Source organism: Companilactobacillus halodurans (assembly GCF_009600985.1).
Classification (GTDB): Bacteria; Bacillota; Bacilli; order Lactobacillales; family Lactobacillaceae; genus Companilactobacillus; species Companilactobacillus halodurans.
In genome coordinates this window covers 49,912-64,968 of record NZ_VDFP01000005.1, presented here as the reverse complement: position 1 = coordinate 64,968, position 15,057 = coordinate 49,912, and the positions used below count along the sequence as shown (strand labels likewise).

Here is a 15,057-nt window from a genome sequence, read left to right as displayed (position 1 = left end):
TTACTCCTAGTTTTTAGCTGGTAACTTAATTTCTTGTTGAGAAATGGTCTTATCTTTAATTGCATCTAAGAATTCATTGTAGAAAAAGCCATTTTTTAATTCTGTAGCGCTGTTTAATTCATAAACTGTCAACGTATAATTATGAGGCTTGTCCGGTGGCGTTGGTCCAGCGTAATGATTGATAACTTTTTCATCATCCAATTCATAAAAGCGTGAATACCAACTGTTCTTGCCCTGCGGACCAGAAAATTTTCGACTGAAATCTTCTGGAATAATCTCTGTCACAGAAATATCGCTTGCTAACCAGTGAATAAATGGAAATCCCGTCCGTGGGACTGCGTCATAGTCAATCAAACTGATAGCCAGATACTTAGTGTCTGGAGAAATATTTTCAAGTTCAATTGGAAAAGATATTACTGGTTGACCACTGACTTTCGTATCGGAATACTTAGTATATTTATCTGGTAGATAACTGTTATTTAAATCAACATTAATTTCCATAAATTACTCCTTAGTAAAAAGATGGTTTATCCCATTCTGTATTTGGTTCAACAACGCCGATACTTTGTGCTTTATATAAGGTTGGTTTTTCTACAATATCTGTAATCAATCTAGCAACTGCTTGACGAGTTACTTGTGTTCCTTTCAGTGGTTCTCCTTGAGGAACAATTTGATATTTGTAGTTATTGTCTTGATTGTATAACCAACTCATTCTAAAGAACATATAATTCAGGCCACTATTATCAATAACTGCTGCAGCCTTTTTAATTCCGGTGTAATCACCCATCATTTTGGCATTCCACTGACCAAATTTACCAGCTACTTCATCATAAATCCCTAAACCACCAGCAACAATCAATCTGTTGACGTGATTTTTCTTCATGGCTGAAACAACATTTTCATTAGCTTCAATAAAATGTCCGGTGGCTAAATAGACAATATCTTGATTAACGATACTACTGTCTAAATCAGCTTGATTATTCCAATTGCCATCAATCAAAGTTACTCGTGGATTATCTTGATACTGCGTCAACCTCTTGGTAGCTTGTCTGGCAAAAAGCGTCAATTCACAATCAGTTTCTTCTAATAACATTGGAATCAAATACTTAGAAATATTGCTTGTTGCACCTAATAAAATTACTCGTTGCATAAATTCTCCTTTAAATTAGCCTTGTTTAGTTGGGTAAATCGTAAATTCGTTAACGTTGACATCTTCTGGTTGATCAATTGCAAAGTTAACTACACGTGCAATTGCATCAGGTGTGATTCCAACGGCTTGATAAAATTTATCCATTCTTTGTTTGGAATTGTCATCAGTAATGTGTTTCAACAATTCAGTATTAATAGCTGCTGGATACAAAGTAGCAGTTCTAATATTAGTTTTCTCCTGGGCACTTTCCATACGGATTACTTCCATCAAATCTCTGACCGCAAATTTAGTTGCTCCATAAACGCCGGAACCAATTGAACCTTTCAAACCAGCAACTGAAGATGTAGTTACGATTTGACCATGTTTTTGAGCCGTGAAGTCTGGCATTACTGCAGCAACACCATTAAGAACACCTTTCAAATTAACATCGACCATCTTATTCCAATCGTCTACTTTCAATTCACTAACTGGTGAAGTCAACATGATTCCCGCATTATTGAAGATAACATCGATGGCACCAAATTTTGATTTGGCTAATTCTACCAATGACTTTAAATCTTCGGGCTTTGTGACATCAGTGGCTTTATAAGTAGCTTGTCCACCATCATTATTAATTTCTTCACTGATTTTTTGTAAACGCTCTTCTCGTCTTGCTCCTAAAACAACTTTACCTCCATTACTTGCTAACAATTTAGCAGTAGCTTCTCCAATACCTGATGATGCTCCTGTAATTACAACTACTTTATTTTTTACTGACATATTAATGTCCTCCTAGTTATTTTTTCTTATTTAAAATGTGATGATAATTTACGACCTTTATTTGGTGGAAATTATTTTTATCAAAAACTATTTTTTCGTTATACGGCGTCAACTTAATAGTTCGCTTGCCAATAATCTTCCAATGTCCGGAATAGATATTCTTTATATCATGTTGATTCTCATGCCATTTATGATTCTTAGTGAAGGTGATTTTTTGATGTAAATTCTTATCGTGATGATTAACCCAAGTACCAACTACATTTTTGGTCGATATTTCTTTTTGGGAGCTGCCTTGAACAATTTCACTCGCCTTGGAACCCACTGTGAAACTGATAAACAACAAAACTGCTACAAAGAAAAGCGTACTAAGTATTCCTTTAGTCTTTATTATCCTCATTTCCTTTCCGCTGCATTCGTTCTTGATTACAAATACCAGTATACGAGGATAAAAAGAAATTAGAAGAATCTATAAATTGATATAGTATTAACCAAAAGTTTATACTATAAAAAAGGAGTGATTTGAATAATGGATATTTCGCAATTACAAACATTTATCAGAGTTAGTACTTATGGTAGTTTTACCAAAGCTGGCGAAGAGAGTTTTATTTCTGGAACAGCGGTGATGAAACAAATCAATCGCTTAGAAAATGAATTAAACTTAAAACTATTCGTTCGTACTGCTACTGGCACCAAATTGACAGCTGAGGGTCAAAAATTCTTGCCCTACATTCAACAAATCTTAAGTCTTTTAGATACCGCAATTGACGAAACTAGAAAAGTCGGCTTATCTGGACAAGGAATTATTACTGTTGGCACGTCCATCTTGCATCCGGCTGATCCATTTATGGAAATTTGGAAAAAAATAACTGCACAGATGTCAGACTTTCAAATCCGCATCGTGCAGTTGCAAGAGGACCTTCGGTCCAGTAATCGAGAATATGCCATGTTAGGTAAACAGTGTGACTTAATAGTTGGAACTTTTGACAACACCACTTTAAAACAATCTTTTCGAGCTTTTCCCTTAGGCCAATATAATTTTGGAATTGCGGTTAGAAGCGACAATCCTCTAGCCAAATTAAGCCAAATAACTTTTAAAGATTTAAAAAATCAGACCCTCATCAGTGTTCCTTTGGGAATCAGCGAAAAAAGCGACCAACTCCGCCAAACGATTGCTACTGACTTCCCAGAAATCAATATTTCTGAAACTAATGGCCGTTACGATATGAATACTTTCAATCAAGCTGTCGAAGAAAATGTGGCTCTCATTACCCTAACCCCTTGGAAGAGAATCCATCCTAATTTAGTCTCAATTCCGTTAGAAACAGACGTTACCGTTCCTTATGGTATTCTGACTACTAAATTCCCTGGCAGCAACGTAGAAAAATTTTTGCTAGAATTTTCTAAAATTTATAAATCATTGAATTCTTGAAATAACTTTTAAATGGATAGCCAAGGCTCCAAAGTTTTTTTCCTACTTGCGCGAATATATTTCAGAATTTTCTCGATCCAATTCTTCGATAGATTCAGTTTCCGGACTTCCGATGATTGGTCCTGAGTATTTTTTGAATAACTCCTTAAAAGTTTGGAACCTTTCAAGACTCAATACTTCAGTTATAATTTTTTCATTTGTCTTTAAATCAGTAAATTCAACTTTTTCACCCATTTTTAATTGTGAACGTTTGTCATCATTTAATCTGATTTCAATTTTTTTCGTACCAGCTTTGATTTGTTCAAAGGGTTGATGATTTAGATGCATCTGCATTTTCGTTGTCTCCATTTTCATTATGCCTGTTATTATTATTATAAAGGCATCAATTATCTATCTGGGGGATTAATTATGGAAATCATTCGTGAATTTCGGCGACAAAATCGTAATTTTGGGCAATATTTCTGGAAGTACAGTCAAATCATTATTTTGATTCAATTGATAATTAATTTTATTGTCGTACCGGTGCTGAGCTTTCTTGCTAACGGCATCAACTATATCGGCAAAGTCAATTATGTTTCCTACAATAATGTCTTGGAATTGATTACTCATAAACCCTTGGTAGTCATCGGATTAATCATGGTTTTATTGATACTGCTCTTACTGGTTTTCGCGCAATTCACGTTGCTTTTGGTCAGTTTTCAAGCTATCAAATCGCATGCCAGTTTAAATTGGTGGGACTATTTGAAGAGCGTCAGCAAGAATCTCTTTGGATTGCCCTTCAAAGCTTTTGGATTCTTTCTGCTTTATTTTTTGATTATTATTCCTTTTGGTAGTTTTGGCTTGTATTCCAGTCTTTTGAATAAAGTCAAAATTCCCGAGTTTATTTTGGATTGGCTCTTTCAAGAACACTTGCCACTGGGAATTTTATTAGCGTTTATTTATATTGTTATTTTTTATATTGGTTTGCGCTGGATTTTAGTTCTACCGTCTATGATTTTTAAAAACAAATCCGTCGGTTCTGCTATCAATGATAGTTGGCGCAAAACTAAAGGAAAAACGATTCAGTATTTTGGCGTCTTTCTTCTATTATTTATCATCGTTTCAATTGTCACCTTTCTCTCTACTAGCATCCTAATCTTTTGTCAAAGCGTGATTGACAAAACCGCCTTCTTAACCAAAATTGATTTCCCAATGGCTGTCTTTAACATGGTGGCTATTCAACTAATCAATTATTTGACGAGTCTTTATGGTTTAGGGATGGCCGTTTTGATTATCTTAAGTGATACCACGACTAATTATTTCTTCCCCACTCGCGAACATCGTTATCATAAATGGTTCTGGGGTATCTTGGGAGCAGCCGTTTTAACTAGTTTTGTCAGCTACGATGTTTCCTATTTCAACAATTGGCTGCTAACTAAACCAATTACGATTTCTCATCGTGGCGTCGATGATGGAAATGGCGTTCAAAATACTATCGAGTCGCTCAAAAAGACGGCCAAAGAAAAGCCCGATTACATCGAAATGGATCTTCAAGAAACTAAAGACCATCAATTCGTTGTTTTCCATGACAATACCCTCAAGAACCTTGCTGGCATCAACAAGCGAGTTAGCCAAATGACTCTAAAAGAACTGAAAAATACGACAGTTCACGAAAACGGTCAAACGACTCACATTGCTAGTTTTGATGATTACCTCGCTACCGCCACAGACCTGCACCAAAAGTTGTTAGTCGAACTAAAAGATGTCCCCGGAAATAAAGCTGATTTTGTCCGGCTTTTTGCGAAGAAATATGGTAAACGTTTAGTGAAAAACCAGGACATGATTCACTCACTTGATTACGACTACATCCAAGAGACTAAGAATTTGATTCCTAAAGCTCAAACTAGTTACATCTTGACCTTCAATTTGTTTGGGGTTCCTCTCACCAACGCCAATGCTTTCACGATGGAATACTCTACTCTCAATCAATCATTCGTTGATGACGCCCACTTACAAAGAAAAAACGTTTACGCTTGGACAGTCAATGACCCAGAAGCAATGGAGCGGATGATCTTTATGGGAACTGACGGCGTTATAACGGATAATCTGACCGAATTGAAGAGTGAAATCAATAATCTCTTTAAGGACTCCAGTTACTCTGACCGGATGGCTAGTTATGTGACCCAAATGCAGAATCCATTTGAATAGACTAAAAAAGGACATTATTCAGCCAAACGCTGATTAATGTCCTTTTGAGGTTCTTTAATTCTTAAATATCCAAGATAATTGTCAGTCGTAAAAGAAATCTTTTGCCCATCTTGAGCTAACTTTCGAGCATGTTCTTCACCCCAAGCTGACATATCAATCAACACTTGTCGTAAAGACCGCCCCTCTTTGGTCAGGGAATATTCGACATGCAGTGGCAAGCCTGGATAATTAGTTTTTTTGACTACTTTGTCATTGATCAATTCTTTTAATTGTTGAGTTAAAACTTTTTGACTTATATCAGGTATTTTTCGTAATAATTCTCCATTACGTTGGGATCCATCACCCAAATGGCATAGTATCAAGGATTTCCACTTGCCATTAATAATGGACAAAGTTAAATCGATGGTCATATGATAATTCTTCTCTACCATTATATGAAAACCTCTTTTATATTTAGTGGTTACTAAAAAGTACGTACTGTAATTCTAGCACATATACCATTACAATAAATTTATTGAAACTTATTAAGCGAGGTATATTTATGGCTACTAAATATAATTTTTTGAAACCTTATACATTTAAAAATGGTTTGACAGTCAAGAACCGTATCGTCATTCCACCTATGACTGAAGCCGCAGCTCTTGAAAACGGCGCAGTTTCCCAAGATGAATTGAGATACTTCGACATTCATACTGGAGGAGTGGGAATGTTCATCACTCCAGTATTAAATGTTTCCAATGACGGTAAAGGATTTGAAGGTGAACCTTCTGTTGCTGACGACAAGTTCATGCCTGGTCTTACTAAATTGGCTCACACGATGAAGCAAAATGGCACTAAGGCTATTATGCAGATTTTTGATGCTGGTAGAATGTCTAACTCAAAGATTCTTCGTGGCGTTCAACCTGTTTCTGCTAGTCCGGTCGCTGCTTTGCGTCCTAACGCTGAAACTCCTCGTGCATTAACTGAAGACGAGATTGAACAAATTATTGAAGATTTCGGTCAAGCTGCTCGTCGTGCTATTCAAGCTGGCTTTGACGGTATCGAGCTTCACGGTGCCAACACTTACTTGATGCAACAATTCTTCTCACCACACTCCAACCGTCGCAATGACAAATGGGGTGGCAGTTTAGAGAACAGAATGCGTTTTGCTTTGGAAATTATCAAGCGCGTTCAAAAATCTGTTCAGGAATACGCTGACGACAAGTTTATTGTTGGTTACCGCATCTCACCTGAGGAAATTGAAGAACCAGGTATCCGTTTGGACGATACTTTGAAGTTTATCGACGTTCTAGCTGACCAACCTATCGACTACTTACATATCTCAATGGGATATGCTTGGAGAACTTCTTTAAACGATAAATCTGACGATGAACCTATCATTGAAAAGATTAAGAAGACAGTTAACGACCGTCTCCCACTTATCTCTGTTGGATCGATCGAAAAACCCGCTGATGCTGAAAAAGTTATCAACGATGGCATCACTTTTGCGGCTATCGGTCGTGAATCAATCCGTGAACCTAACTGGGTTCAAAAAGTTGAATTGGGTCAAGAAGACTCCATCAACTATCAACTTTCACCAACTGAATTGGATTCATTGGGAATCAACGCTGCTTTCTTAGACTTCTTGAAGTCAATGAACGCTGATTTGCACTGGGTCGATAAAAAGGAACCAAAAGACGATTTCGACAAAAAGCTTGGCGGAGTTGAAGGTAACTAAAGATTAATTTCTAATTATATATGAAATGTGAGATGGATTTTTCAAATCTATCTCACATTTTTTGTACTTATCAAAATATATATATCATACATATAAAATCTAAAAAAGTATCCCTCAAAAGTTGAATTATCAGCCTTAAAGAATACTTTTAATAAAAATTAATTTTTCACTTTATTATAGTCTGTGAGTTAATACTATTGAATCTCCATGATTAACATTTGTTCCATCAACTTTGCTAAACCTATCAATAGAATATTTTTCACCATTGGTTAGAACAGTAATAACGACTGGATTTTTCCCTGCTCTTTTTATTTGTTCTATATCCATCCTACCAATCTTAGTATCTTCGCTAACTTCATCACCTTCACTTACTAAAATATCGAATGGCTTCCCTTCCATTTCAACAGTGTCTAAGCCTAAATGAATAAGTATTTCCGCACCGCTTAAGCTTTTAATACCAATAGCATGTTTCGTAGGGAAAATTGATTCTATTTTTCCTTCAACACTTGCATAAATATCTTCGCTTGTGGGATTAACAGCATAACCACTACCAATCAATCCTTGTGAAAATACACCATCATCTAATTTTTCAATTTCTGTAAATTTACCATCAACTGGAGCAAATAATTGAGATTCATTAGTAATAAATTTAGTTTCTTGTTCTTTTTCTTCAACTGACGTTGGGTCAGATGTCTGATTATTAAATTCTTCCCAGCCACCATTGTCTATAAGGTCATCAACTTCCTCACGAACATTGGTAACATCGGGTCCAATTATAACCTGGACTGCGTCTTTATTTCGTACAACTCCCTTTGCTCCAACTGACATAAATTGATTATCAGTAGCTAGTAATTCTGGCTTATTTATTGTTAATCGCAATCTAGTAAAGCAATTATTTACTGACGCTATATTGTCAGGACCACCTAATAAATTAATATAAGCTCCTGCAGCTGAACGGAACGGATTATTGGATTTTTGACCATTATCCTGTCCTTTCGATTTTTTCTTTTTATAATCATCCTTCGTAAACATATTGACCATTTCATCATCTGATCTACCGGGAGTTTTAAAATCGAATTTCAAAATCAAGAATTTAAATACTACAAAATATATTCCAATAAAGATCAATCCAATTACCCACTGAATTACATATGTTTGCCAATGATTTGCCCACATCGGAATATAATTTTTCGCGGTAATATCAATTAGCCCTGCCGACATATCACCTGTTACTCCAAATGCATACATAGTAGTTGCTAAACTAGCTGCTAAAAATGCATGAACAAAGAATAAAGCTGGTGCAATGAAGAGAAAAGTATAATCAAACGGTTCAGTGATACCTGCCAAGGCTGCTGTTAGTACCCCAGGAATAATTAAAGCAAGCAATTTCTTCCTGTTTTTGGGAATAGCAGTTGAATAAAATGCTAAAGCAATACCAGGAATACCAAATATATTAGATAATCCTTGTAAAGCATAACCACCTTCAGGGAATAATTTAATAAGTGGTGTAGATGTTGCTGCAAATTGACTAATATGCTTAACCCAATATAAAGTTGTTCCACCCTCGATTACAGCAGGACCATATTGGAATGGTGCATATATGAAGTGATGCAAACCCAATGGTAGCAAAGCCTTTTCAAGGAATATATATGTAAATACCCCAAAATTCCCTGATTTAACCATAAAGTATTGCATTTGTAGAATACCATGTTGGAAAACAGGCCAAATCCATACAAATAATCCTGCAATTGGAATCATTAGGAAGAATCCAATCATTGCAACAAAAGCTGACCCCTGGAAAACTCCTAACCAGTCAGGCAATCTTGTACCGAAATAGCGGTTGTGTAGCCATACAACAATACCTGCAATGAGAATAGCGCCAATAACACCTGTATCAAGTGTTTTAACACCAGCAATAACCTTTAGACCACTTGTTTCAGAAGTAGAGTTAATATTTACTCCAAAATTTTTACCAAACATTTGTAAAATCTGATTAACAAAATTATTAAATGTCATATAAATTACAAATGCTTCAAGCGATGCACGTTCTTTTGCCTTATTGGCTAACCCTAACGGCAAACCAATAACAAAAAGGACTTCCATATTATTAAATACGGTCCACCCACCAGCATCGATGATTTTCCAAATAGAAATCCATGCTGTGCCTGGTGCTGCAAGTCCACCAACAATTGCCGGATTAGTGAAGACTGCAGTTAACCCTACAACAATTCCAGAAAATACAAAAAATACAACGGGTGTAAACATGGCGCCACCAAAGCGCTGGAACTTAGCCATCATATTCCTATACCTCCATATTAGTGTAGTTCAGGCCAGTAATCTTTATTTGCAATAATTAAGTCATCCAAAACAAGTTTTGCTTTGTCTGCTGAAGGAACAGTTTGGTTTAATGTAAATGCTTGAAGAACTTTTTGATATGATCCTTCAAAATAACCATCTACTAATAATTTTTCCGCTGCATTTTGAGCTTCCATTAAACCTTTATGGAAATCCGGAATATCATGACGCATTGATATTGGTTCAGCACCCTTACGACCAACGTAAGCAGGCACTTCAACAGCTGCATCAGAACGCAAATTTGGAATAGAGCCATGATTTGGCACAATCAGCATAAACCGTTGATGACTATCATTTAAAATTGATGTTGCCATATCAACAATATATTGACCATGTTCTCCAAAATCAAAGTCTAGAATATTTCCATCATCATTATTTCTAATTTCGTTAGCCATTTCTTTAGTATGCTTTAAACGTCCATCCATAACCATATTGGCACGAGTATAATTGGAATCTGTTTCATCTACGATGATATCTGGGAAGAAATAATATTCCAGATAATTATTTGGCAAATAATCGGGGAATAAGTTCAATATTTTAGATAACTTATTCCAAGCATCTTGCCATGACTGATCGCCTTTGTTAAATGAAGCAATTTTCATTGGTTTATTTCTTAATTTCTCAATAAGTTCAGGCATAACATCACGTTCTAATTTTTTATCATAAATCTCTGTATACCAGCCAAAGTGATTTAATCCATAATATTGACAAATCCAATTTTTTCTATCATATCCAAAATCACGAGCCATTGTTTCTTCAATTGATATCGTCATATCACAAGCATTTAACATATTTGCATTCGGATATACTCTTCTAATAGATTCTGCAATTAAAGTTTCTGGGTTTGTATAATTTAAAATCCAGGCATCGGGTGAATATTGTTGAACATAACCAACAACACCAAGTAATCCTTTGATTGATCTTAGTCCGTACGAAAAACCACCTACACCACAAGTCTCTTGACCAACTAGCCCATACTTCAAAGGAATTTTTTCATCCTTTTCTCTCATTTCCATCCCGCCGACACGCAATTGAGAGAAAACAAAGTCACAATCTGTAAATGCTTCTTCTGGATCCAGAGTTGCAACTAATTCAATGTCATCATGATTAGTTGTCTTCAACATGTATTGAATTATTAAATACATATCCTCATTTCTTTCTTCATCAATGTCATATAAAATTAATTTTGACATTGGAAAGCGATCCAAATTATGTAAAACAGCCTGAGTAATTCCAGGAGTGTATGTGCTACCTCCGCCAGCTATTGTTACATGCAAATCAGTTTGCTTCATAATCGATGCCTCCTATAAATTTTTTTATTTTTTCAACAAAGACAGTATATAATGAAGTTTAAACAGATTGTTAAATTTTATCGCAAGCGCTTACCTTTTTAGAAGAACGATTGCCCTTTCAAATCTCTGAAACAAATTTCATTTTTTTAGGAGGACTTTGGAAATGCGTATAGAAGAATTAATTAATAAATATTCAGACAGATTAACTGAAAATGATTATCAACTATTATCTATTATTCTTAAAAACAAAAAAATTTTAAGTAATTTAAATTCTAAAGAAATCAGTGATATTGTTTATTCATCACCCGCAGGACTAACTAGACTTGCGAAGAAATTAAACTTTACAGGTTTTTCAGAATTTAAGTACTTCTTAAAAAACGATGCCGACAATTCAGGACCGTTAGAACCCAATCAATTAGATATTTTAATTAATGATATGAACGATACAATAAAATTACTCAGCCAGACAAACATGACCCCACTAACGACATATATACATAATGCAAAACGAATATATATCTATGGTACGGGTTGGGGAGAAAAAAGAGCAGCAGATTTAATAGCAAGAAATTTTCTCGCCTATAATATTCTGTTTTATAAAATTCCAGCATTCACTGAATTGGAATGGGTTTTAAATGACATTACGGAGAATGATATCTTATTTGTAATTTCATTTAGTGGAGAAAATACCGACCTAAACAAAAGTTTAAAGAAATTAAAATTAAAAAATGTTCCATACATATCCATAACACCATTATCAAAAAACACTTTGGCTTCCCGAGCAACTTATAACATGTATTACAGTACGACTATTTTAAATATCTCAACCGCACCAAATACTGAATACAATTATTTCTCACCTTTAGAGTTAGTAGCAGATGCCTTATTTAGGTCTTATATAGATACCTATCCAAAATAAGTTAGTGAAAGGCGTTTCAAATCTCCTAAAAGCGATTGAGCAATTCAAGAAAGCGTTTACAATGGTATTAAATAAAAAGCTTTAGGAGGATCCAACTAATGAATAAAATAGCCTCAAATTTCAAGAGGATAGTTCTTTTGAATTCAAAAAAAATCTATAAAATAAATTACTTAATGCTATTTATTACTTCTCTCCTTTATGGACTATATATATTAATGATTAGCAATTCAAAAAATATTGGATTCCAACAAATTTTAAAGGCAAGTCCATATACCGCAATTATGTTTATTGTTATTTTATTAAATTTAATGATTGGTTACGCCCTATGGATTAAAGGTTCTGAAGGTATGTCTAATAACAAAAAGAATAGAATCATTTTAATCGATTTGGCCACCTGCCAATTAATTCTAGGGAATATATTTTCCTTTATTACTTTTATGACTACATATTGGTCATTCAAAAATCAACCTGATACAGAAGTCGAATCTAAAAGAAATTCTCTCACAGGAACGGTTGTGATATCGACGATATTATATATATTATGTTTCTTCTTATTGATTCGCCTTACTTTACATTGAATATAGTCCCTGTGAAATTTGATTCACTTAAAGTATTAAAGTAAAATCATCCACATAAAAAGAGCCAAATCATAACTTCTGCATCCATCATGCAAAATTATGTTTTGACTCTTATTTTATTTCTAAATTAAAGTGATTCGTTAAGACTCCAAGTCAAAGTCCCTTGATAAACTCCACTCGATGTATCTTGCGGAATTTTGATTTGCCAATCATTGACTCCAATATAATTAGTTAAATTAAGGGAATCTTGATTGCCACCGAAATCTTTTGTCCGAATACGCGTACCTGAAGCTGACACCGGCTGCCAAGTTCCTGAATCAGTATCAGAATCATCACGTTGTCTGAGGAACAATAAGTTTGTTCCATCAGTTGGCATCGTTTCGCCACTAGCTAGATTTATCATTTGAGAATTTGGATCGTCATTATCATAAGCGACATTGACGGAAAAATCGTTACTATCGGGATGGTTAACAATTAATTGTCCCTTTGTGGCTATATTGCCTAAGGTCTTTGATTTACCACCAAGATCAACGGCTCCAAAATCAATTAAACTTGGAACTTCAGTAATGCCGTCGGACTTTTGAATATTTGCGGTAGCAGTAGTTGAATCCATCGTTGGAATCGACGTTCCACTCGAAGTTGTGCCACCTGAAATCGTTACGGTATTATCCACTGCTCCGATTGCTGCTGATGTGACTTTGGCTTTGAAATCAATTGTTACCGTTTCTCCAGGGTCAACTTGAGCGATACCGGTACTGATACTGTTACTTTGATAAGGTTCCGTATCTTTAGGTCCTTTTACACTAGCTGCACCATCTTGTTCTATTCCAGCTGGTAATTTTTCAGTCAATTGTGACCCAGCTTCCAAAGAATCAGTTCCTTTAACGGTAAAGTAAATATAATACTCCAAGGTATCGCCGACTTTAGCATCAGTACTATCTTTAAAGTCAGTTTCATTATTCGTCAGATTTTTAACTTGCTTTGTAAATTCAAAATCGTACGCTGGTTTCTCCACTGAAATGTTAGCTGAGGCCGTATAGGATTTATCAGATGTTACTGTATCGTGACCAGTGAAAGTGGCCGTATTAGTAATTGTCTTACTGCCAGCATCCCGATCAATTTTAGCTTCATAGATAATTGTCGCTCTTTGACCATCACTCAATGACAAAGCCGGTGGAATCGTTAATGTTTTTGTTGAAGAATCATAATCATCATCTGAAAGCTTTTGCGAAGTTCCATCATTATCGATCAAACGTAAGGATCCAGAAACAAATTGTAAGCCATCAGGAATCTTATCTTCCAAAGTTTTATAAGTCCACGAACTTCCATAACCATTATTCTGAACATTTAGAGAAAACTTCAATGTGTCATTGACATGATTGGTTGCCTTACTACCAGTTTGTCCAGTAGTTTCATTAGTGTAATTTTTTGATACAACAGGTAAAGCATAAGGCTTAGAAGTTACACCCATGGTTGAACCATAGTGGGAAGTTTCTCCTGGTGCTAAAGAAGTTTTATTCCATTTCAAAGAATAGCTTGAATCTACCTTACCTTTGCCAGTAATATCGGCACCATAATTATAATCTTTAGACTCAGCACCATTACCGTTACTGTCAAACCCTGAAGCCCAATTCATACCACTTCCTGAAGTGTAAGCCTGGCCAGCATATTGATCAAATCCATCTACTGTTTGGTTTGTAACTATTAACTTATAATTATGGATAACACCATCAGAATCAGTTTGAGAATTTTCAATATAAAGACCATTTTGAGTACCTAAATCCTTAATAAAAACTGAATCATCATCACCCAATTTAGTATCTTCACCAAAAAGAAATTGGAAGTTTTGAGTTCTGGTTGAATTGTTCCTGAGAAACAGCTCTCTTTGAACATCGGCTGAATTTGAAGGTGAAGCTCTTAATAAAATTTCCGCTTGTAAATCAAAATCATTACTTCCGGTACCAGTACCACGTTTGAAATCACCGACAATTTTTAGTGCTAGATGTCCATTTTTATCTTTTCCAGTATAGATTTTTTTATTAGTCATATTTGCAAGTAACGCATAATTTTTTGTAGTAACAGATGAGGGCATCGTTGTTGGAACAATTAAGAAATCTGGAGAGGTCAGTGAAACATTTTGAGTATTAGTTGTTGCTGTTGCGTATCCAGATTGAAAGACTGAACTAATATACTTTTTATTATCTCTTAAAAATATATTCATTTTAGAACGATATAAATTATTAGTACCATTAACTACAGAATCGTTAGTAACTGTATTATCATTATTAGTCTTAACTAAGGGATTATCTGAATCCATGCTAAAAACATTCCCGCTTGTATCTTGCGCTAGTCCAAAAGTATAACCTAAATCCATATTAGTACCAATATTAACCAATTGAATTGACGAATAAGAACCACTTGTCGAATTCCAGGTAATATCATCATCGGCATTGCTATACGAATCCGGTGTTGTGGCAGCATGAGCAACACTGACCACACTAAATAAAAATACCATCATCGTGATAAAGGCGATGGTTAATAATCGTTTAATAAACTCATATTTTCTCATCATAAATTATCCCCAATATAAATATAATAAGTCGGCAAACATTCCGATATTAATATCCATTTATTATCATACGAATCGTATCACATATTTTATTAATTAAAT

14 protein-coding genes are annotated in these 15,057 nt (G+C 35.0%); 5 read left to right on the top strand and 9 right to left on the bottom strand.

Features of this window, described 5'->3' with window-relative positions:
* Positions 1 to 6: 6 nt before the first annotated feature.
* From FHL06_RS03850 to FHL06_RS03835, 4 genes are read right to left on the bottom strand one after another with little or no spacing between them, the layout of a single operon-like run.
* Positions 7 to 501 carry a YbhB/YbcL family Raf kinase inhibitor-like protein gene (locus FHL06_RS03850; RefSeq protein ID WP_153384928.1) on the bottom strand — a complete coding sequence of 165 codons (495 nt, stop codon included), beginning with the start codon at positions 499 to 501 and terminating at the stop codon, positions 7 to 9.
* A 10-nt stretch (positions 502 to 511) separates the two neighbouring features.
* Complete coding sequence (locus FHL06_RS03845) at positions 512 to 1,150, bottom strand: NAD(P)H-binding protein (protein WP_153384927.1); 639 nt, start codon at positions 1,148 to 1,150, stop codon at positions 512 to 514.
* Between the two features lie 15 nt (positions 1,151 to 1,165).
* Positions 1,166 to 1,909 carry an SDR family oxidoreductase gene (locus tag FHL06_RS03840; RefSeq protein WP_153384926.1) on the bottom strand — a complete coding sequence of 248 codons (744 nt, stop codon included), beginning with the start codon at positions 1,907 to 1,909 and terminating at the stop codon, positions 1,166 to 1,168.
* A gap of 16 nt (positions 1,910 to 1,925) precedes the next feature.
* On the bottom strand, positions 1,926 to 2,306 hold the full coding sequence (locus FHL06_RS03835; RefSeq protein ID WP_153384925.1) for a hypothetical protein: 381 nt from the start codon (positions 2,304 to 2,306) through the stop codon (positions 1,926 to 1,928).
* Positions 2,307 to 2,435: 129 nt separating this feature from the next.
* On the opposite strand from FHL06_RS03835, the gene FHL06_RS03830 reads away from it, so the two are divergent.
* Complete coding sequence (locus tag FHL06_RS03830) at positions 2,436 to 3,338, top strand: LysR family transcriptional regulator (protein ID WP_153384924.1); 903 nt, start codon at positions 2,436 to 2,438, stop codon at positions 3,336 to 3,338.
* Positions 3,339 to 3,380: 42 nt separating this feature from the next.
* On the opposite strand, the gene FHL06_RS03825 is transcribed toward FHL06_RS03830, so the two are convergent.
* Positions 3,381 to 3,671: an ASCH domain-containing protein gene (locus FHL06_RS03825; protein ID WP_192917947.1), complete on the bottom strand. Its 291-nt coding sequence runs from the start codon at positions 3,669 to 3,671 to the stop codon at positions 3,381 to 3,383.
* 75 nt (positions 3,672 to 3,746) lie between these two features.
* On the opposite strand from FHL06_RS03825, the gene FHL06_RS03820 reads away from it, so the two are divergent.
* Positions 3,747 to 5,525, top strand: coding sequence for a glycerophosphoryl diester phosphodiesterase membrane domain-containing protein (locus tag FHL06_RS03820; protein ID WP_192917946.1), 1,779 nt, complete (start codon positions 3,747 to 3,749; stop codon positions 5,523 to 5,525).
* A gap of 14 nt (positions 5,526 to 5,539) precedes the next feature.
* On the opposite strand, the gene FHL06_RS03815 is transcribed toward FHL06_RS03820, so the two are convergent.
* The gene (locus FHL06_RS03815; RefSeq protein WP_153384921.1) at positions 5,540 to 5,956 is read right to left on the bottom strand and encodes a winged helix-turn-helix transcriptional regulator; all 417 of its coding nucleotides are present in this window, start codon (positions 5,954 to 5,956) and stop codon (positions 5,540 to 5,542) included.
* 110 nt (positions 5,957 to 6,066) lie between these two features.
* On the opposite strand from FHL06_RS03815, the gene FHL06_RS03810 reads away from it, so the two are divergent.
* Positions 6,067 to 7,242, top strand: a complete 1,176-nt coding sequence (locus tag FHL06_RS03810) for an NADH-dependent flavin oxidoreductase (RefSeq protein ID WP_153384920.1) — start codon at positions 6,067 to 6,069, stop codon at positions 7,240 to 7,242.
* 174 nt (positions 7,243 to 7,416) lie between these two features.
* Here the strand turns inward: FHL06_RS03810 and FHL06_RS03805 are convergent, their stop codons facing one another.
* Complete coding sequence (locus tag FHL06_RS03805) at positions 7,417 to 9,540, bottom strand: alpha-glucoside-specific PTS transporter subunit IIBC (RefSeq protein ID WP_153384919.1); 2,124 nt, start codon at positions 9,538 to 9,540, stop codon at positions 7,417 to 7,419.
* Between the two features lie 17 nt (positions 9,541 to 9,557).
* Positions 9,558 to 10,889, bottom strand: a complete 1,332-nt coding sequence (locus FHL06_RS03800) for a family 4 glycosyl hydrolase (RefSeq protein WP_153384918.1) — start codon at positions 10,887 to 10,889, stop codon at positions 9,558 to 9,560.
* Between the two features lie 163 nt (positions 10,890 to 11,052).
* Between FHL06_RS03800 and FHL06_RS03795 the strand changes: the two genes are divergently transcribed.
* Positions 11,053 to 11,808, top strand: coding sequence for a MurR/RpiR family transcriptional regulator (locus FHL06_RS03795; RefSeq protein ID WP_153384917.1), 756 nt, complete (start codon positions 11,053 to 11,055; stop codon positions 11,806 to 11,808).
* Positions 11,809 to 11,906: 98 nt separating this feature from the next.
* A complete protein-coding gene (locus FHL06_RS03790; protein ID WP_153384916.1) occupies positions 11,907 to 12,386 on the top strand; it encodes a hypothetical protein in 480 nt (159 codons plus the stop codon).
* A 127-nt stretch (positions 12,387 to 12,513) separates the two neighbouring features.
* Here the strand turns inward: FHL06_RS03790 and FHL06_RS03785 are convergent, their stop codons facing one another.
* The gene (locus FHL06_RS03785) at positions 12,514 to 14,958 is read right to left on the bottom strand and encodes an isopeptide-forming domain-containing fimbrial protein (RefSeq protein WP_153384915.1); all 2,445 of its coding nucleotides are present in this window, start codon (positions 14,956 to 14,958) and stop codon (positions 12,514 to 12,516) included.
* Positions 14,959 to 15,057: the final 99 nt, after the last annotated feature.